Here is a 19,964-nt window from a genome sequence, read left to right on the forward strand (position 1 = left end):
GCCGAGCCGGACCCGGAGCGCGCCTGACCGGTCCGGCCGCGCACCACCCCAGTGCGCGGCCGGACCGGAGCGTTACGAGCGGGCGAGCCGCTCGGACACCTCGTCCTCGGACATGCCCTCCACCATGAGCCAGATCTCCGCGACGGCCTCCAGCCGGCCGGGGCTCTCCTCGAGCTCGGTGAAGCGGCGCGCGATCCCCGCCACGGTCCGCTGGTTGAACACCACGCGGACCGGCAGGGACGTGGTGTCGAGGGCCTCGCGCAGCCGCGCGATGACGGACGTGGCCAGCACCGAGTCGCCGCCCAGGGCGAAGAAGTCGTCGTCGGCGCCGACGCGCTCCACCCCGAGCACGCCGGCGACGACGCGGGCCAGCACCTTCTCCACCCCGGTGCGCGGCGCGGTGTAGGCCCGGCCGCCCTCGCCGCCCGCCTCGGCGGCCAGGGCGGTCAGCGCCTTGCGGTCGACCTTGCCGTTGGCGGTGAGCGGCAGCTCGGCCAGCGGGACGACCAGCTCGGGCACCATGTGCGGCGGCAGCAGCTCGCGCGCGTGGGCGAGCAGCCCCTCGACGCCGCCGGCGTCCGGGCCGGTGACGGCGGCGGCCAGCCGCCCGGCGGCCAGCAGGCCGACCGCGCGGCCCACCTCCGGATGGCTCTCCAGCGCGGCCTCGACCTCGCCGAGCTCGATGCGGAAGCCGCGCACCTTGACCTGGTGGTCGCGGCGGCCGAGGAACTCGATCGTGCCGTCGGGCCAGTAGCGGCCCAGGTCGCCGGTGCGGTACCAGCGGGTGCCCTCGTGCTCCACGAACCGGTCGGCGGTGCGCTCGGGGTCGCCGGTGTAGCCGTCGGCGACGCCCCCGCCGCCGATCCACAGCTCGCCGGCGACCCAGTCGGGACGGTCCCGGCCCAGCTCGTCCACCACCCGGCAGGCGACGCCGCGCAGCGGCACGCCGTATGGGATCGCGTGCCGGCCCTCGGGCACGCGCGCGTCCTCGACTTCGAGCACGGTGGAGTGGATCGCGGTCTCGGTCGTGCCGCCCAGCGCGACGAACCGGGCCCCGGGGGCGCGCTCGCGCAGCAGGCCGGGCAGGTGCGCGCCGACCCAGTCGCCGCCCAGCAGCACCAGCCGCAGAGAGGGCACCGGCCCGGTCGCCAGCAGCATCTCCAGCACCGACGGCACGCAGTTGAGCACGGTCACCGACCAGCGCCCGGCGAGCTCGGCCCAGCGCGCGGCGTCGCGCCGGTCGTCCTGCTCGGGCAGCGCCACCGCGCCGCCCGACGCCCAGGGCGCGAACAGGTCGAACACCGACAGGTCGAAGTCCAGCGCGGACACCCCGAGGGTGGTGTCGGACGCGCCGAGCGCGAACCGCTCCACCAGGTCGCCGATGGTGTTCATCGCGGCGCCGTGCGACACCTCCACGCCCTTGGGCTCGCCCGTCGACCCGGAGGTGAACAGCACGTAGGCGACCTGGCCGGGACGGATCCGCACCGGCAGGTCCAGCGGCGCGGCGTCGCCGGTCTCCACGGAGGTCAGCGGGACGGTCACGCCCGCGCGCTTGCGGATCCGCTCGCGGCGGGCGGCGGGCTGCTCGGGGCCGATGGGGACGTACGCGGCCCCCGCCGCCAGCACGCCGAGCACCGCGACGGCCTGCTCCGGCCCCTTGGGCAGCTCCACCGACACGCGGTCGCCGGGGCGCACGCCGCGCTCCACCAGCCGCGCGGCGACGCGCAGCGCCCGGTCGGCCAGCTCGCCGTAGGTCAGGGTGCCGTCCAGGCCCCAGCGCAGCGCGGGCGCGTCCGGGGTGGCGGCGGCGTGCCCGAAGAAGCCCTCGGTGAGGGTGCGCGCGGGCGGGGCCTCGGTGGCGTTGAGCCCGTGCCGGACGCGCAGCTGCTCCGGCGTCGCGGCGATCCGCAGCGGCTCGTTCCAGTCGGCGTCCGGCGCACCCAGCCGGGTGATCTCGCGGGTGTAGGCGGCGAACATCGTCTCGGCGACGCCGTCGGGGAAGGCGGGATCGCGCACGTCCCAGTTGAGCAGCAGCCCGCCCGACACCTCGGTCACCTGCGCGTCCAGCAGCACCTGCGGGCCCTGCGAGACGATCCACTCCGGTTCGCCGAAGCTGCGCCGGACCCGCTCGCCGAACAGCTCGCCGAGGTTGAGCGCACTGGTGTAGACGATCGGGGCGAGGACCTGCTCGCCGCGCACCCGCGACAGGTCGCGCAGCACCTCCAGGCCGGAGTAGTCGCTGTGCGCGCCCGCGGTGTGCAGCCGCGCCTGGACGGCCCGCGCCCGCTCGACGAACGGCAGCTCCGCGGTGAGGTCGACCTCCAGCATGATCGACCCGGTGAAGTCGCCGACCACCTGGTCCACCTCGGGGTGCACCGGCTCGCGGTGGAACAGCGGCAGGTTCAGCAGGAACCGCGGCGTGGCCGACCAGGCCCCGATGACCTCGGCGAACACCGCGGCCAGCGCCATCGCGGGGGTGACGCCCTCGCCGTGCGCGCGGGCGATGAGCCGGTCCTTGTCGTCCGGGGACAGCCAGTGGTGCATCCGCACCACCCGGTCGCCGGGCTCGGGCACGACCGGCAGCTCGGGCGGGCCGGGCAGGTCGGCGAGCCGTCCGGCCCACCACTCGCGGTCGCGCTCGCGGGCCTCGGCGCGCGGGTCGGCCGCGAGGTAGCGCGCGTAGGTGTAGGTGACGGGATCGAGCGACTCGCCCTCGTACAGCGCGGCGAGGTCGGCCAGCAGGGTGCGGTAGCTCATCGCGTCCGCGGCGACCATGTCGACGTCGAGGTGCAGCCGGGCGGCGCCGCCGGGCAGCAGGCTGAGCCGGGCGTCGAAGACCCGGCCGTCCTCGATCGGGAGGCGCTGCACGGACATCTCCGCGCGCACCCGCTCAAGTTCCGCCGCCGCGCCGCCGTCGCCCGCGTCGCGCAGGTCGTGCACGGCGATGGCGGGGCCGGGACGTTCGGGCAGGACGCGCTGCGTGCCGTCGTCCGACACCGCCACGCGCAGCATCGGATGCCGCTCCACCAACGCGCGCACGGCCGCCTCGAACCGGGTCGGGTCGATCTCGCGGCCGTCGAGCTCGACGTAGAGGTGCGCGGCGACCGACCCGAGCGCCTGCCCGGCATCGCGGCCGATCCAGTACGCGTGCTGCATCAACGCCAGCGGGAACGCCTCGGCGCCGACCTCGGTCTCGGGCTCGGGCTCGGCAGCGGCCGGTTTGGGCTCGACGGCGCCGCGCTCTTCGAGGAGTTCCCACCACTGGTTCAGGGTGGGCCGTTCGGCCAGCTCGGCGAAGCGCACCTCGACGCCGCGCTTGCGCAGCCGCCCGGTCAGCCCCATGAGACGGATCGAGTCCATGCCCAGCTCGATGAGGTTGTCGTCGGGCCGGGCCTCCTCGCCCAGCACCTCGGTCAGCGCGGTGTGCAGTTCGTCCCAGGTCAGCACGGCACTCCTCTTGAAATTTAGGTAAGGCTAACCTAAATCAAGCGCCCTTGACCGTCAACGTCGCCGACGCCGGCACGGCCCCCCGCGGACGGTCCGCGCGCCGCCGGTCCACCGGCACGATCAGCGGCGTCCCGCACTCCGGATCGTCGATGACCTGGCACGGCAGCCCGAACACCCGCTCCACCAGATCCGCCGTCACCACCTCCTCCGGACGGCCCTGGTCGATGATCTCGCCGCCGCGCATCGCCACCAGATGCGTCGCGTACCGGCACGCGTGGTTGAGGTCGTGCAGCACCGCCACCAGCGTGCGGCCCTCCTCGTGCAGCCGCGAGCACAGGTCGAGCACCTCGATCTGGTGCGCGATGTCCAGGAACGTCGTGGGCTCGTCCAGCAGCATGATGGGCGTCTGCTGCGCCAGCACCAGCGCCAGCCACACCCGCTGCCGCTGGCCGCCCGACAGCTCGTCCACCACCCGGCCGGCCAGGTCGGCGACCCCGACCGCGTCCATCGCCTCGTTCACCGCGCGCTCGTCGGCCCGCGACCACTGGCGCAGCAGCCCCTGGTACGGGTACCGGCCGCGCGCCACCAGATCGGCCACCGTGATGCCGTCCGGCGTGATCGGCGACTGCGGCAGCAGCCCCAGCCGCCGCGCGACCTCCTTGCCGTGCAGCGAGGCGATCGGCGCGTCGTCCAGGAAGACCGTGCCCGCCTTCGGCTTCAGCAGCCGGGCCAGCGAGCGCAGCAGCGTCGACTTGCCGCACGCGTTCGGGCCCACGATGACCGTGAACGACCCGTCGGGGATCTCCACCCCCAGCCCCTCGGCCACCACACGCTGCTCGTACGCCAGCGTCAGGCCCTCCGCCCTCAGTCTGCTCACGCGGCCACCTCGCCTAGCGGCTCGGTGGCTGCCTCGCCTAGCGGCTCGGCCATGCGTGAGCTCCGCTGCCGTGTTTTCAAGTTCACTCCGTTCACGGCATACCCCTCCGTCCCTTCGTGGACAGCAACCAGACCAGATACAGGCCGCCCAGCACGCCGGTCACCACGCCGACCGGCAGCGCCACGGGCAGCCGCAGTGAGACCAGGTCGCCGCACACCAGCAGCGCGGCGCCCATCAGACCGGCGGACAGCAGGTGCGGCCCGGTGCGCCGGGTCAGCCGGCGCACCAGCTGCGGCGCGGCCAGCGCGACGAACGGGACCGGGCCGACCGACGCCGTCGCCGCCGCGCACAGCCCCACCCCGGCGACCACGAGCATCGCCCGCGCCCGCTGCACCGGCACGCCCAGCGCCTGCGCCGCCTCGTCGCCCAGCTCCCCCATCCCCAGCTGGCGCGCGAACAGCAGCGCCATCGGGACCAGCACCAGCAGCGCCAGGGCCAGCGGCACGGCCTGGTCCCAGCCCCGCCCGTTCAGGCTGCCGGTCAGCCAGAACGCCGCCTCGTACGCGTCGCGCAGCTCGGCCCGGGTGATGAGGTAGGAGTTGAACGCCTCCAGCATCGCGGCGGCCCCGACCCCGACGAGCACCAGCCGCATGCCGTGCACACCGCCGCCCTTGTAGGCGATCAGGTACACCGCCAGCGCGGTCACCACCGCGCCCAGCACCGAGCTGGCCGCGATGGCCACGAACCCGCCGCCGAACACCAGGATCTGCAGCAGCGCCCCGGTCGCCGACCCCGTCGTGAACCCGATGAGGTCGGGACTGCCCAGCGGGTTGCGCGACATGCTCTGGAAGACGGCCCCGCTCATGCCCAGCGCCAGCCCCGCCAGCAGCCCCACCACAGCCCGCGGCAGCCGCAGCTTCGTGACGATGAACTCGGTGGCCTTGTCGCCCTGACCGACCAGCACCTGGACGACCTCGGCCGGGGAGATGGGGAAGTCGCCCGTCCCCACCACGAAGACCGCGGCGCCGCAGGCCACGGCCAGCAGCGCGGCGCTCACCGCGGCGATCCGCGGATCGAATCGCACCGACACGCTCCCGGCGCGCACCACCCGGCCGGACCCCTTGTCCATGCGCGGCCCCGCCGAGGCACCCAGCGCCTTCATAGTTTCCGCATCCCTCCGCGCCGCACCATCAGCATGAAGATCGGCGCGCCCAGGAACGCGGTGACCAGCCCCGTCTCCAGCTCGCCCGGCGTCACGACGCGTCCCACCACGTCCGCGCCCAGCATCAGCACCGGCGCCAGCAGCAGCGAGTACGGCAGCACCCACCGCTGGTCGGGCCCGACCCACGCCCGCACGACGAACGGCACCGCCAGCCCCAGGAACGCGATCGGCCCCACCGCCGCGGTCGCCGAACCGCACAGCACCACCACCGCGACCGCGCCCAGCGCGCGCGTGCGCCCCGGCCGCACGCCGAGCGCCTGCGCGGACTCCTCGCCGAGGTCCAGCGCGTTGAGCGCCCGCGCGAGCGACAGCGCCAGGACCGTTCCCACCAGCAGGAACGGCAGCACCTTGACGAAGACCCCCAGATCGCGTCCCGACAGCGAGCCCACCTGCCAGAACCGGAACCCGTTGAACGTGCGCGGGCTCATCAGCATCAGCCCGGCCGTCAGCGCGGTGAACACCGCGTTGATCGCCGCGCCCGCCAGCACCAGCCGCCCGGGCGAGGCCCCGCCCCGGCCGTGCGCGCCGATCAGGTAGACCAGCACCCACGCCCCGGCCGCACCGGCGAGCGCGGCCCACACGTAGACCATCACCTCGTCCGTGCGGACCAGGCTCATGACCGTCACCACGGCCAGCGCGGCACCGCCGTTGACGCCCAGCAGCCCCGGCTCGGCGAGCGGGTTGCGGGTCAGCGCCTGCATCAGCGCCCCGGCCAGCCCAAGCGCGCCGCCCACCGCCACGCCGAGCAGCGTCCGCGGCAGCCGCAGCTCGCGCACGATCAGCGCGTGCTCCGAGCCGTCCGGCGCGAACAGCGCGCCGAACACCTCACCCGGCGGGATCCGCTGCGCCCCGATCGCGAAGCTCGCCGTCACCGCGACCACGAGCAGTCCCGCCAGCACGAGCAGCCCGGCCCACCGGCCGGCGCGGATCCCGCTCCGCACGGGCGGCGGGCGGTCGCTCGGGGGGGCTTTCCGCACGGACGTCAGCACAGATTTAGGCTAGCCTAAGCTAAATCGCCACGCGATCCCCCAACCCGGCATCCTCACGCGGTGCGCCGGGACCGGCGTCCCGCCAGCCGCGCCGCGACGGGCGCGAGGACCGCGATCCGCGCCGGTCTGCCCATCGCCAGGGCGACAAGGCAGTACCCCCTCAGCACGATCGGCAGCAGCAGGAACCCGGCCGTGAAGACGTTCAGGACGATGTCGTTCTCGGGCATCGGTTCATTGCCGTACCGGACCAAGCCGTAGCCGACGCCGACCATCGTGCCGACGACGGTGTAGAGGACCGTCAGCACGTCGATCGCAACGCACTGCCACGCGTGGAACCTTGCCAGGCCGGTCCTCGCCCTGACCAGCACCAGGCCGAGGAAGAACGGCAGGAAGTAGGCGGCCGCCGCCGGGCCGAGTCCTTCCCGCGCGGCGGGATGCGGCGCCGTTCCCACCGGCGGGAGAACCGGCCCGGCGCGGTGCGGAGGCAGCGGAGCACGCTGCGGCGGGACGAACGGCTGCGGAACGGGCGGGCGGGGAACGGGCGGCTGCGGAAGGGGCGGCCAGGTGGCATGGCGCCGGACGTCCTCCACCGCTTCGCGGGCCCTCGCGGAGACCTGCCGGCTGTCGTCGTGCTGCATGGCCACCAGGCGTTCGAGGGCCGTGGCCCCCGCCGGGAGGCCGTCGCGGGCGAGACGCCACAGGGCGTTCACCGCCTCCAGGCGGGACCCGGTCAGCAGGCTGCCGGCCGCGGAGAGCACCTCCTCGGGGATCGGCCGGGGCCGGGCCCCGCGCGGGCTGGAGGCGACCACCAGCTCGCCGCGCACGTCCACGAACTTGGTCGGCGTCTGGTTCGACGTCGTCTCCCGGATCCGCCCGTACGCGTACTCGTACAGCTCGTCGATGGTGACCCGGCCGTCGCCGTTGAGATCCGCCTCGCCGGTCCGCAGCCCTTGGATGACGGCGCTGGTGAAGACGGACGGGCGCGGCCCGCCGGCGGTGGGCCGGCCCGCCGACACCCGGCCGTGGTCGACCTCGAAGGAGTACTCCAGCGACGTGGACGAGCACAGCACGGCGCAGCCCGATCCTCTGAGGCGTTCGGCGACGTCCACGTTGCCGCCGGAGCGGGCGACCATGCCGCGCGTGAAGGCGCCGCTGTGGCAGCAGTCGAGCAGGAGCACGATGTTCCTGGAGCGGCTGTGCCGGAGCTGGTCGCTGACGTAGGCGGCCGGGACGGCGGTGGAGTTCGGCCGGGCGAGGCGGGTGCCCGTGGTCGCGAAGTAGAACCGTCCCGCTTCGTCCTTGTAGCCGTGGCAGGAGAAGTACAGCAGGAGGACGTCGTCGGGCTCCGCGTCGGCGAAGTGGTCTTCGATCGCCTCCATCACCAGGTGGGCCGGGTCGTTGCGCAGAACCCGCACGGAGAAGCCCCCGATGGCCTGGTCGGCCAGGACCGCCTCCAGTTCGTGCACGTCCTGCATCGGCGAGCGCAGCCGCTGGAGTCCGGGGTCGGAGTACCGATCCGACGCGATCAGGAGAGCTCGTCTCGGGTTTCGGGATGCCGCGTCAGCCATTCGATCAGTTGCTGTTCCTGCTCCGGGGACGGGTCGGAAATCTCGATGGAGTCGGCCCCGCGCGTGACCTTGATGGTCCGGTCGGGGCGGGCCGCGAGCCAGGCGAAGACGCCCTCGGCGAACGCCGCGACCACCGGGCTGGCCCCCAGGGCGACGACGAGCGCGCCCAGCGCGGCCACCGCCCCCGACTTGGCCCCCTCGGGCGCGGCGCCCATGGGACGCCGGACCCGGAGGTCGCGGTCGGCCAGATCCCGGTACAGCCGCACGGTCAGCTCGTCCAGCCGGAGAGGGTCGGCGCGGCTCTCCCTGATTTCCACGAAGGCGGTGTCCATGGTGAATTCCTGCATGCCCGTTCGACGTGGCCGCCATTGATCGCGATGGCACGAACGGTGTCTCGATTGCGAATACACTCGCAGGTAACCAAAACAAAGCCGACATTTCCGAATTGGCATTAACCATGGCGGCGGCGCCCCCCGGAGTGAGGGGCGCCGCCGTTCTTCCTTTCGTCAGTGCGCGGCCAGCGCGTCCTTCTCCGGCCCGGCGTTCGGGGCCTCGCGCGGCGGGGGCGCCTCGGACAGGGCCAGGCGGGCGTGCACGGGACGCAGCGCCCGCGGCAGCCACCAGTTCCGCCGCCCCAGCAGCGTCATGGTGGCCGGGACCATCAGCATCCGCACGACGGTCGCGTCCAGCGCCACCGCCAGCACCAGGCCCAGCCCGATCGTCTTGATGGGCGCGAAGCCCCCGGCCACGAACCCGGCGAACACGATGCCGATGAGCAGGGCCGCCGCCGTCACGATGCCGCCGGTGCGCTGCAGCCCCTCGGCGACCGAGCCGCGCGGGCCCGCCCCGGCCAGCCAGCGCTCGCGGATCCGCGACAGCAGGAACACCTCGTAGTCGACCGACAGCCCGAACGCGATCGCGCCGATCAGCACCGGGACGGTCAGGTGCACGTATCCCAGGCCCTCGCCGCCGACCAGGCCGGCGAGGTGGCCGTCCTGGAACACCCAGACCACGATGCCCAGCGCGGCGCCGATGCTCAGCAGGTTGGTCAGCACGGCCTTGACCGGCAGGATCAGCGAGCCGGTGAAGGCGAACAGCAGCAGCAGCGTGCCCAGCGCCACGACCGCGACGGCCCAGGGCAGGCGTTCGGCGAGCATCGCCCGGTAGTCCATCAGGCCCGCGGTGTCCCCGGTGACCTGGACGCGGAACGGGGCGGGCAGGTCGCGGACGGCCTCGACGGCGCGGCGGGCCGCCGGGCCCTCGGCCGAGCCGGTCGGGGTGGCCAGCACGATGGTGGTGCGCGGCGCGATCTGCTCGGCGCGCACGTCGGTGACGCCCGGCCGGGCGGCGAGCGTCCGGCGCAGCCGCTCGACGCCGGGGTCGTTCACCGGCGCGTCCGCGATCACCTGGATGTCGCCGCCGCGGCCCGACCGGTCCGGGAAGTGCGCGTTCAGGCCGTTCCACATCTGCCGGGTCTCGGTCGAGGACGGCAGCATCCGCGGGTCGCCCTGGGAGATGCGCATCCCGAACAGCGGCAGCGCCAGCGTGACCAGCACGAGGCCCGAAACGGCCAGGGTCAGCACGGGCCGCCGCTGCACGGCGCCCGCGACCCGCGCGAACACGCCGCGCCCGCCGTCCCGGCGCCTGGACGCGGAGATCCGGTGCCCGAACCGGCCCAGCAGCGCGGGCAGCAGCGTCAGCGCGACCGCCATGTCGACCACGACGACGGCGGCGCCGGCCAGGCCCATCGAGCGCAGGAACGGGTCGGGGAAGACGACGAGCCCGGCCAGCGCGACGGCCACGGTCAGGCCGGAGAACATGACGGTCCGTCCCGCGGTGGCGACCGTGCGGGCCACGGCCTCGCCCACGTCGGCCGTGGCCTGCCGCTCCTCCCGGAACCGGTTGACCATCAGCAGGGCGTAGTCGACGGCCAGGCCCACGGCCAGCATCGTGGTGATCTGGATGGAGTAGACGGAGATGTCGGTGACGGCGCTGAAGGCGAACAGGATCCCGAAGGTGCAGCCGACCCCGGCGAAGGCGACCAGCAGCGGCAGCCCGGCGGCCAGCAGCCCGCCGAACACGACCAGCAGCAGCACCAGCAGGACCGGGGTGCTGAGCAGCTCGGCGCGGACGACGTCGCGGCCGGCCTGCTCGTCGAACTCGGCGCCCGACAGCGGCCCGCCCGCGACGGTGACGCGGGCGTCCACCGCGCGCAGCCGTTCGGCGGCGGCCTCGGCGGCCCGTTCCTGGACGTCCTTGCCGGGCGCGAGGGTGATCTCGACGAGGAGCGCGGCACCGGTCGTGGCCGACGGCAGCGGCCCCTCGACACCGGTGACGCCCGGCACCGCGCGGACGGCGGCCAGCGCGGCCGACACCTCGCGGTTCAGCCGCGGGTCGTCGGCGGGCCGCCCGGTGATGACGGCGGTCAGGCTCTCGGGGCGGGGGGCGAGCCGCTCGACGCGCTGCTCGGCGCGGCTGGACTCGCTGCCGGGGACGGTGCCGACGTCGCCGACCAGGCGGCCGAACACCCCGACGCCGATGCCGAAGCCGGCGAACACGACGGCGCCCCAGAGCACGATGACGACCCAGGGCCGCCGGACGGCGAATGCGGAAACGGAACGGATCACGACAGCCTCCTACGCTTGCGTGGCTGCTCCGATGCTCCGCCGGAGACGCGTCCGGCGAATCGCCGCCAGGAGCGGACTTGCGGGCCGCTCTCAGGAGCGGCCGGCCTCACTCTCAGGAGGGGGCGGGCGGCGCGTTCTCGCCGGGCTGGACCAGGCCCGTCTCGTAGGCCAGCACCACGGCCTGGACGCGGTCGCGCAGGCCCAGCTTGCTCAGCAGGCTGCTGACGTGGGTCTTCACGGTGTGCTCGGTGACGTACAGCTCGCGGGCGATCTCCGCGTTCGACAGTCCCCGGGCCACCTGCCGGAGGGTGTCGGTCTCGCGGGCGGTGAGCGTGGCGAGCCGGGAGTCGTCGGCTGGACGCGGCGCTGCGTGCCGCCCGCCCCGTCCCACCACGTCGGCGATCAGGCGGCGGGTCACGGTGGGCGCGAGCAGCGCCTCTCCCCCGGCCACCACCCGCACCGCCTCGACCAGCTCGGCCCGCCGCATGTCCTTCAGCAGGAACCCGCTGGCCCCGGCCCGCAGCGCGTCGTAGACGTACTCGTCGAGGTCGAAGGTGGTGAGGACCAGCACCCTGGCGGCGGTGTCGCGGCAGACCGCGGCGGTCGCCTCGATGCCGTCGACGTTGGGCATGCGCACGTCCATCAGCACCACGTCGGGCCGCAGCTCGCGCGCCGCCCGGATCGCCTCGGCGCCGTCGGCGGCCTCGCCGACCACCTCCAGGTCGGGCTGCGCGGACAGGATCATGCCGAAACCGTCGCGCACGAGCGCCTGGTCGTCGGCGATGAGGACGCGGATCGGCACGCGATCAATCTAGGCCAGCGGCAGGCTGGCCGTCACGCGGTAGCCGTCTCCGCCGGGGCCCGGTCCGGCCGCCAGTTCCCCGCCGGAGGCCGCCACCCGTTCCCGCATCCCCACGAGCCCGAGCCCGGCGCCCCCGCCGCCCCCGCCGAACGCGCCGCGCCCGTCGTCGCGGACCTCCACGTCCAGCGCGCCGTCCCGCCAGCTCAGCCGCACCCGGACCTGGTCGGCCGCCGCGTGCCTGACCGTGTTCGTCAGCGCCTCCTGCACGATCCGGTACGCGGTGACGGCCAGGTCGGACGGGACCGGCCGCGGCTCCCCGTCCACCTCCAGCGTCGCCTCGAGCCCGGCGTGCCGGACGTCGTCCACCAGGGCGGGCAGCGCTTCCAGGCCGGGCGGCGGCCGCCGGGATGCCCCGCCCTCCTCCGCGCGCAGCACGCCCAGCGCCCGCCGCAACTGCGCCAGCGCCTCCCGCGCCGTCTCGGAGATGGTGTCGAACACCTCCTCCGCCTTGTCGGGATCGGTGCGCACGGCGACCGGCCCCGCCTCGGCCTGGATCACGACCATGCTCATGGAGTGCGCCATGATGTCGTGCATCTCCCGCGCGATGCGCTCCCGCTCACGGGTGGCCGCGGCGACCTGCCCCTCGGCGAGGCGCGCCGCCCGTTCCTCCAGCATCGCGATCCGGTCGCGCCGCGCCCGCGCGCCGACGCCGAGGGCGTACGCCGCCGTGAACGCGATCCCGACCAGGCCGAGGTTGAGCACCTTCTCCTGCGGCACCCCGACCGACAGCATGACGCCGACGAACGTGCCCGCCGCGGCGATCAGCCGCTCCTTCGGCGGGCACAGCGCCGCGAAGGTGTAGGTGACGACCAGCTGCGCGGGCGGCAGATCGCCCAGCGCGCCCGTCATCGCCTGCACGATCGTGCAGACGCCGACGACCTGGGTGACCCAGAACGGGTACCGGCGCCGCCACAGCAGCGCCGCCGACGCGGCCCCGGCCACCAGCGGCATGTACCAGAAGAACCGCTCGTTCACGATCGACTGGATGACCGCGTTGGCCAGGCACGCGACCGCGATGACCGCGTCCACGGCCACGGGCGGCAACGTCTGGGCCCGCGTCACAACCCGGGAGAAGAACGACACGGCCCCAAGTATCTTTTCCCGAGCCGCCCCTGTCCTCACTCCCAAGAGCGACCCCGGGCGCCCCAGAGTTAACGATCTACGCCGTAGATGACGCGGCCTCGGCGGGGGACGCCGTCGATCTCGGAGTAGAGGCGCAGGCACCAGATGACCCGGCCGGGGTGGGCCTGGCTGACCATGGGGACGTCGTCCTCGGTGAGGTCGCGGACGTCCCGGAACCGGCGGGCCGGTTCGCGTACCCGCGCCCGGCCCGGCAGTCCGGCGGCGAGCGCGAACACCAGTTCGTGGGCGCGGGACGCCAGGCCGTTCCACCAGGAGGCGGGGTCGGCGGCGGGCGGCAGGTGCGCGACCGAGCACAGGGCCTCGTCGATCGCGACGAGGGCTTCGAGCGCGCGCGACGGCCCGTCGCGGAGGGCGGCGGGGTACGCGGCGAGCCTGGTGAGCAGTTCCCTGGTGTGGTCGGCTCGGGCGGACGCCTGGGCGAGGGGGCGCGGCTGGGGGGTGAGGCTTTCGAAGTAGAGGGCCTCGGGGTCGAGCTCGGCGACGGCCAGGACCTGTGAGGCCAGCGCGGTGAGGGCCTTGCCCGTCGGGTCCTGGGGTGGGACCGGGGCCAGGGCCTGGGCCACTTCGGGGACGGGGGCGGCGCCGACGGCCGTGCGGACGCCGCGGATGCCCTGGTCGGGCCAGGGCAGCAGCAGGTCCTCCTCGGAGTCGAGCGCGGGCAGCAGCAGGGGCGCGGGGGCGTCCGGCGCCGCCGGGACGGCCCGCGCCGCCTGCTCCCGCCATGACTCGGCGGTCTTGCGGGGCAGCCGCAGCAGCGCGCAGTTGAACGCGATCCACTGCCGGGCGGGGTCGTCCTGGCGGCGGATGTCGCCGAGGTGCTCGCGGACGGCCCGGTCGGCGTGGAAGCGGTCGAGCAGGACGGCGACCGGATCGGGCGCCGGTTCGGGGGCCGGTTCCGCGACGGCCGCCGGGGGCGGCGCGGGTCCCGCGGGCACGGGCTCGGCCGGGTCGTCGAGCAGGCCGCCCAGGACGGCGCGCACGCGCGTGAACGGCTCGGCGCCCGGGTCGCCGGGATGGAGCAGGGCGGTGTGGTCGAGGGCGCGCGCGAGCAGCCTCAGCCCGTCGCGGAACGTCCCGGCAAGGTCGGAGTCGGGGGTGGCGAGCAGGCCGCGGAACGCGGCGAGGTCGTCCCCGGGGACGGTCGTGTCCGGGGTGGGTTCGTTCACTGCTCACCGCTGAACGGGTCGCGCGCCTCGTCGAGCTGCAGGGCGGGCTCGGCCAGTTCGGTGCTGAACACGGCGCCGGGGTCCTGCTCGACGTGCGGCAGGTCGTCCGCGCGGACGAACGGGGGGCCGCCCGGGTGCAGCCGCAGCAGCCCGTCCTCGTCGATGGACACCCAGCACGCCACGTAGGGCGCCTCCGGCGGCGGCCCGCCCTCGCCGACGCGCACCACGTCGGTGCTGTCGTTGAAGCGCAGGTGGAACGTCCACCCGCCCTTGCGCGGGGGGCGGCGCAGCGGCAGCGGCGACAGCAGCCCGGCGCGCACCCGGCCGTCCCGGCCGCGGAACCGGTCGGGCAGCACGGCCGGGTAGATCCGGCCGTCGGGCCCGACCGCGAGGTCGCCGAAGACGACCGATCCGCCCGCGGGTTCCTCCGGCGGGGTGTCCACCACGAGCTGGAAGCGGGGCCCGGGCTCCTCGCCCCGCGCCGCGGCCCTGCCCATGTTGGCCAGCACGTCGTGGACGTTGCCGAACGCCTCGCCCTCCACGACGTAGTGCGGCCGGTCGCCGCGCCACAGGTGCAGGGTGGGGGTGAGCTCGTGGCTCATGTCCAGCGTGGTGCGGATCTCGGCCGGCCACACCGAGGCGCTGAGGTCCTCGGCGCCCGGGCGGCTCTCGTAGCTGAACGAGCCCCAGCGCAGCGACGCCGAGCCCTCCACCTTCCGCATGATCTGGAAGCTGCGCAGCAGCGGCCCGGTGCCGTCGGTGCGGACGCGGGTGCCGTGGTCGGCGTCGACGATGTCGAGGGAGTCCCCGGCCGACAGCACCACCAGCTCCTGGCCGTCCTGCCCGGCCAGCGCGAACGAGCTGGGCAGCCCGCGGAACAGGTTCTCCACCTCGACGTCGATGACCGAGTCGTCCTCGCGCAGCCGGGCGGCGGCGTTGGCGGGCTGGTCGTGGCCGAACTGGCGCAGGCTCTCGGCCCAGCACGCGCCGATGGACGCGGCGTTCTTCGGCAGCGTCCGCTCGACCTTGATGTCGTGCGCCGACCAGGCGAAGGTCTCGTGGCCGCCGGGGCGGGCCCCGAACCCGGCGGCGAACTCCTCTTCCACCAGCGGCAGCGCGCTGGCGTTGCCGGTGAGGATCAGCTCGTCCAGCCGCTCGTCGCGGTCCCGGAACCGCTCCTCGACCAGCGCGTTGGCCAGCTCGACGACGCGCCGCACCGACGGGCGGGCCAGGTCCTCGAACTGGGCGCTCTGCAGGACCAGCTCGTCCACACCCTGCTCGGGGATCCGCGCCCGCGTGTCGGTGAGGGCGCGCAGGATCCGGCCGAGGACGGCCTTGGAGACGGTGTACGACCCGGATCCGCCGGCGGCGCCCAGCTCCCGCTTGGCCTTCTCGGCCTCGTCCCACAGCATCTCGAAGGCGCGGCGGCGGCGCGGGTGCCGCTTCCAGTGCGTCGGGACGATGTCCTCGACCAGCTCGGTGATCTCGCCGGGCAGCGGCAGCTCGTCGCCCACGTGCATGGGCAGGCTGCCGGCCAGGTAGAGGCCGTCGGGGCCGCGCAGGTCGTCGGGGAGGGAGGCGGCCAGCCGCTGGGAGTCGTGGGCGAGCAGCGCGTCGGCCAGCTTCAGCTTGAGCCAGTGGAAGACGCGCAGCGTGATGAGGTTGCCGCCGAGGTTGGCGTGGCCGCTGGAGCCGCGCAGCGTCGGGACGATCCGGTAGTAGCGGCCGGTGAAGCGCGGGTCGCCGCCGGGCAGCGGCGGTGTCTCGTCGCTGAGCACGAAGGTGATGAGCGCGATGTCGGTGGTGCCGCCGCCGATGTCGACCACCAGGACGTTGCGCTGCCAGTGGCCGGGGCGGCCGGGCAGCGGGCGGCAGCGCGCCCGCAGCGCCTCGATGCCGCTGCCCGAGCGGGCCCCGACGTCCTTCATCAGGAAGAAGAACGCCGCGCCGACCGCCTCGTCGTAGCTGGTGTAGACGGTGGAGACGCCCAGCGCCTCGCGCACGATCGGGCGCAGCTCGCCGCGCACCTTGAGCGAGGCCATCGCGGGGTAGGTGACCACGACCCGGCCGATCGGCCGCCTATCCATCAGGCGGCGGTGCTCGCGGCGGTTGGTGCGGTCGATGAGGTCGGCGTAGGAGGCGCCGATCAGGTCGCGGACGGTGAGGTCACGGCCGTCGAGGGTGGTCTCGACCTGGTCGAGGCGGTCGAAGCGGGACTTGACGCCGTAGAAGACCCGCGGGCCCCCGTCGCCGTCGCCGCCGCCGTCGGCCTCGGGGACGTCGACGGTGGCGCGGCCGAGCCGCACCCGCGGCGGGTCGACGGAGGTGACCTCGGCGCGGCTGGACAGGACGGTGTCGCCCTCGTTGGGGTCGAGCACGATCTGGTGGAGCGAGCGGGTGTCGAGGGCGGGGACCGCGAACGCCGCGTCGTAGCAGCGGTGCAGCCCGACCGCCAGCCACGACCGCAGCGGGTCGCCGGCGAACTGCAGGTCGAGGTCGAGGCGGCGCAGCATCTCGTGCAGCAGCTCGTCGCTGGTGGACCGGCGCGCGCGCAGCGCCGACACCAGGTCCCGCACCGGATCGGCGGAATCGCCGTCGCCGGGCAGGAGGGTCTCGGCGATCTCGGCGAGCAGCTCGTGCCATTCGTCGGCGGCGTCGCCGTAGGGGTCATGCCGTTCGCCCGGGACCGACTCCAGCAGCGCGACGAGCCGGTTGCGCAGCTCCTCCTGCTGGTTGGACGACATGGCGACGCGCTGCACCAGCTCGCTGTCCAGGAGCGTGACGGTGGAGTTGCTCGTGCCCAGGTCCACCGCGGCGAACCCGTGGTGCCGGTCGGTGCCGACCTCGTTCGCCACGGGCTCGGCGGCCTGCTGGGGAGCCTGCTGCGCCGCCGGCTGGGGAGCCTGCCGCGGTGGCGGAGGAGCGTGCTGCGGGGCGGGGACCGGCTGCCCGGGGACCGCCGCGAACTCCTGCACGGCCGACGGCGGCGGCGCGTACGAGGCCGGGGCGTAGGGCGGCGGGGCCTGCGCCGCCGACTGCGCCTGCGGCGGCGGGACGGGCGGCGTCCGCGACGACGACGGCCGGAAGATCACGTCGCACGCGACCCGCTGGGACATCTCGATCCCCGGGTCGCCCTTGCCCGCCGCCGGCAGCCCCCGGTAGACCACGTCCAGGACGAGCCGGACCGCGCCGGCCGCCTCCACGTCCATCGCCGGGATCGACGGGCCCGGCACCCGGATCTGCGCGTGCAGCGGCTCGGCCGGGACCCGCGCGGCGCGGTAGGCGTTCCGGACGACCTCGCGCAGCACCCGCGATCCGCTGCCGGCCTCCAGGTCGGCGGCGACGCCGGTGAGCCAGACCGGCGGGTGCGTCGGCGTGACCAGCAGGTCGGGCAGCAGGTAGCGGCCCGCCTGCTCGTACAGTTCCAGCGGCCCGCCGCCCCACTGGCCGGGCGTTCCGGCCGGCGGCGCGATCCGCACGATGAGCGGCATCAGAGATCCCCCTGTCCCTGGTCGTCGAGAAGGGCGGCGGCGAGGGCGCCCAGCGCGGCGCCGTCCGAGCGCCGCGACTGGCCGAGCGCCTCGGCCGCCAGCCTCCCGTAGTCGCCCTCCGGCAGCGCCTCCAGCCGCCGGACGAGCGCCGCGCGGACGTCGTCGACCAGCGCCCGGCGCCGCCGTTCGGCCTGGAGCATCACCTTGCGGGTCAGCGCGTTGACCAGTTCCCGGCGCACCGCCATCACCTGGATCTGGTGGCGGCGCAGCTCCAGCTCGTCGGTGGGCCAGCCGTGCGGGACCGGGTAGTCCGGGTGCCAGGGCAGGCCGTGCTCGCGGCGGAGCGGGAACTCCTGCACCTGCGCGCTCTCGCCGGGCGGCCGGTCCGCGCCGTCCGCGCCGCTCGCCGCGCTCGCGCCGTCGACGCCGTCCAAGCCGTCCGCGTCGTCCGCGGCGGCGCGGCGTGCGTGCGCGACGTCCTGCCGCACCCAGCCGAACGCCAGGAACGGCTCGACCCAGGACAGCGCCTCGGGGTCGCCCGCGCCGTCCGCGCCGTCCAGCAGCGTCCTGATCTGGCGGCGCAGGTCGTGGGCGTCGTCGTCGCGCGCCGCGATCCAGCGGTCCAGCAGCGTCCGGTCCAGGTCGACGATCTGCGACTCCAGGCGTTCCAGCGCGGCGCTGAAGCTCTTCTCCAGCTCGCCGGTGTCGTTGGGGCGCAGCTCGCGCCGGTCGAGCTGGCGGATCGGGACGACGCCGCGCTCCACCGCCTCCAGCAGCTGCCGCCATTCGGGCCAGCGGAAGACGTCGCCGACGACGCGTTCCTCCACGGCCGCGCGCAGGCCCGCGTCGCCCTCGGCCTGGTCCATCTGGGGCCGCACGTTCTGCAGCAGGCCGCGCGCGTTCCGGGCGACCTGGACGAGCAGGCGGCGCAGCTCCCGCTGCTCGGGGGTGGGGCGGCCGGCGGGGCGGCGGTCGTCGGGGCGCAGCGCGCGGGCCAGGTCGCGCTGCGCGTCGGCGCGGTCGGCGACGAGGCGGGCCATCCGGTCCAGCCGCAGCGGCATGCCGTGCTCGCCGACGTGCCGGGCGATGGTGTCGCGAAGCCGGGCGATGCCGCCGTCGGCCGCGGCGGCCTCCAGGAGGGCGCCGAGCGGGCGGCCCGGGTCGTCGGCGTTGAGCCGCTGCGCCAGCCGCCGCCAGCCGTCGGCGCACGCCCGGGTCGTCGCGGCGTTGCCCACCTCGACCGGGGACGCCTCGCCCTCCAGGCGCAGCCGCGCGTAGAGGGCGGAGGCCAGCGTGATCCGGTCGGTGTGGCCGTGGGTGACGGCCTGCTCGGCGATGCCGAGCAGGGTGCGCAGCGCGTCGGAGTGGCCGAGGACCGTCTCGGTGCGCAGCGGGTCGGGCGCCGCCTCGGCACCGTGCAGCCCGCCGGGCAGCCGGTCCAGCCGGTTGGCGACCACCAGGCAGGACGGCGCCAGCTTGGCGGAGCGGGTGCGTTCGAAACGGGTGATCAGGCCGAGCGGCGCCTCGTCGTAGGGGGACTCGGCGTCCAGCATGATGACGATCGAGGTGAGCCGGTCGATCTCCTGGTCGGCGAGGTAGGCGTCGCGTTCCTTGGAGGCCAGGCTGCCCAGCCCGGGGAAGTCGACCAGGCTCACCGACTCGGCGCCCAGGTCCCCGAGCGCCCACACGGAGGCGGGCACCAGCACGTCCAGGTGGATGCGGCGGACGAACGCGAACCCCTCCGCCAGCGCCTCCTCGGTCAGCCGGCCGCCGGGCCGGATCGGCAGGCCGGGGCCGGGCCGGGGCGGCATGTCGCCGCGGGCGGTCTCCAGGACGTCGGTGTCGAGCCGGATCGCGCTGGCGCTGAGCGTGGCGAAGTCGACCTGCTCCTCGCGGCCGAGCACCTCCCGCCCGGCCAGGCACGCGGACCGGAACGCCAGCAGCTCCAGGATCCGCAGCCGCAGCGCGGTGCTCCCGGTGGGCCAGCCGCGCTCCTCGAACCAGCGCACCAGCCCGCCCCAGCCCTCGGGGGTGAAGCGGGCGGGGCCTTCGGGCAGCAGGCCGTCCAGCTCGGCCAGGGCCCGGTCGTCGAGTTTGCCCGAGCCGCGGGCGGTGTCGCGGACCGCGTCGAAGAGCGCGGCGAGGCAGCCCGCGAGGTCGGTCTCGTTGAGGAACTCCACGCGGGCCCCGGTGAGCCGCGACTCCGCCACCTCCCCGTCGGCCGGGGCCGCCGGGCGCAGGTGCAGGACGGTCACGTTCCCGGTCGTCGGCGCGTACCCGCTGGGCAGCAGGTCGGGGCGGCCGAGCAGCATGTTGAGCAGCAGCGTCTTGCCGGTGCTGTGGACGCCCAGCACGCCGACCGTGACCGGCTCGTCGGCGCAGCGGCGGACCAGTTCGGCGCGGTCCAGGAACGCCCGGCGGGCCTCCTCGGCGCCCTGCGGCAGCTCGCCCGCCTCCGCGACCCGGGCGACCAGGGCGTCGTTGGCGCGGCGCAGCCGCTCGATCTCGGCGGCGGCCTCGGCGGGATCGCCCGCGGCGATCCTGCTCCTCGACTCCATGCTGGGTACCCCCG

12 protein-coding genes are annotated in these 19,964 nt (G+C 75.0%); all 12 read right to left on the reverse strand.

Going from position 1 to position 19,964, the window contains the following annotated elements; all coding sequences use genetic code 11:
* Positions 1-72: 72 nt before the first annotated feature.
* The 12 genes from ACFPZN_RS39865 to ACFPZN_RS39920 all read right to left on the reverse strand — a co-directional run bounded on the left by ACFPZN_RS39865 (position 73) and on the right by ACFPZN_RS39920 (position 19,950).
* The gene (locus ACFPZN_RS39865; protein WP_378287764.1) at positions 73-3,447 is read right to left on the reverse strand and encodes a non-ribosomal peptide synthetase; all 3,375 of its coding nucleotides are present in this window, start codon (positions 3,445-3,447) and stop codon (positions 73-75) included.
* 37 nt (positions 3,448-3,484) lie between these two features.
* The gene (locus ACFPZN_RS39870) at positions 3,485-4,324 is read right to left on the reverse strand and encodes an ABC transporter ATP-binding protein (RefSeq protein WP_378287765.1); all 840 of its coding nucleotides are present in this window, start codon (positions 4,322-4,324) and stop codon (positions 3,485-3,487) included.
* A 91-nt stretch (positions 4,325-4,415) separates the two neighbouring features.
* Positions 4,416-5,486, reverse strand: a complete 1,071-nt coding sequence (locus ACFPZN_RS39875; RefSeq protein WP_378287766.1) for a FecCD family ABC transporter permease — start codon at positions 5,484-5,486, stop codon at positions 4,416-4,418.
* On the reverse strand, positions 5,483-6,523 hold the full coding sequence (locus ACFPZN_RS39880) for a FecCD family ABC transporter permease (protein WP_378287767.1): 1,041 nt from the start codon (positions 6,521-6,523) through the stop codon (positions 5,483-5,485). Before ACFPZN_RS39880 ends, ACFPZN_RS39875 begins: the two co-directional genes overlap by 4 nt.
* 65 nt (positions 6,524-6,588) lie before the next feature.
* Positions 6,589-8,103 carry a caspase family protein gene (locus tag ACFPZN_RS39885; RefSeq protein WP_378287768.1) on the reverse strand — a complete coding sequence of 505 codons (1,515 nt, stop codon included), beginning with the start codon at positions 8,101-8,103 and terminating at the stop codon, positions 6,589-6,591.
* Positions 8,061-8,435 (reverse strand): effector-associated constant component EACC1, encoded by a 375-nt coding sequence (locus tag ACFPZN_RS39890; RefSeq protein ID WP_378287769.1) that lies wholly within the window; start codon positions 8,433-8,435, stop codon positions 8,061-8,063. Before ACFPZN_RS39890 ends, ACFPZN_RS39885 begins: the two co-directional genes overlap by 43 nt.
* 174 nt (positions 8,436-8,609) lie before the next feature.
* Positions 8,610-10,730: an MMPL family transporter gene (locus ACFPZN_RS39895; RefSeq protein WP_378287770.1), complete on the reverse strand. Its 2,121-nt coding sequence runs from the start codon at positions 10,728-10,730 to the stop codon at positions 8,610-8,612.
* A gap of 112 nt (positions 10,731-10,842) precedes the next feature.
* On the reverse strand, positions 10,843-11,532 hold the full coding sequence (locus ACFPZN_RS39900; RefSeq protein ID WP_378287771.1) for a response regulator: 690 nt from the start codon (positions 11,530-11,532) through the stop codon (positions 10,843-10,845).
* A 9-nt stretch (positions 11,533-11,541) separates the two neighbouring features.
* Positions 11,542-12,675, reverse strand: coding sequence for a sensor histidine kinase (locus ACFPZN_RS39905; RefSeq protein WP_378287772.1), 1,134 nt, complete (start codon positions 12,673-12,675; stop codon positions 11,542-11,544).
* 68 nt (positions 12,676-12,743) lie between these two features.
* A complete protein-coding gene (locus ACFPZN_RS39910) occupies positions 12,744-13,901 on the reverse strand; it encodes a hypothetical protein (protein WP_378287773.1) in 1,158 nt (385 codons plus the stop codon).
* Positions 13,898-17,392, reverse strand: a complete 3,495-nt coding sequence (locus tag ACFPZN_RS39915; protein ID WP_378287774.1) for a hypothetical protein — start codon at positions 17,390-17,392, stop codon at positions 13,898-13,900. Before ACFPZN_RS39915 ends, ACFPZN_RS39910 begins: the two co-directional genes overlap by 4 nt.
* A complete protein-coding gene (locus ACFPZN_RS39920; protein WP_378287775.1) occupies positions 17,392-19,950 on the reverse strand; it encodes a hypothetical protein in 2,559 nt (852 codons plus the stop codon). Before ACFPZN_RS39920 ends, ACFPZN_RS39915 begins: the two co-directional genes overlap by 1 nt.
* Positions 19,951-19,964: the final 14 nt, after the last annotated feature.

The sequence above is a fragment of the Actinomadura rugatobispora genome (genome assembly GCF_042656285.1).
Classification (GTDB): domain Bacteria; phylum Actinomycetota; class Actinomycetes; order Streptosporangiales; family Streptosporangiaceae; genus Spirillospora; species Spirillospora rugatobispora.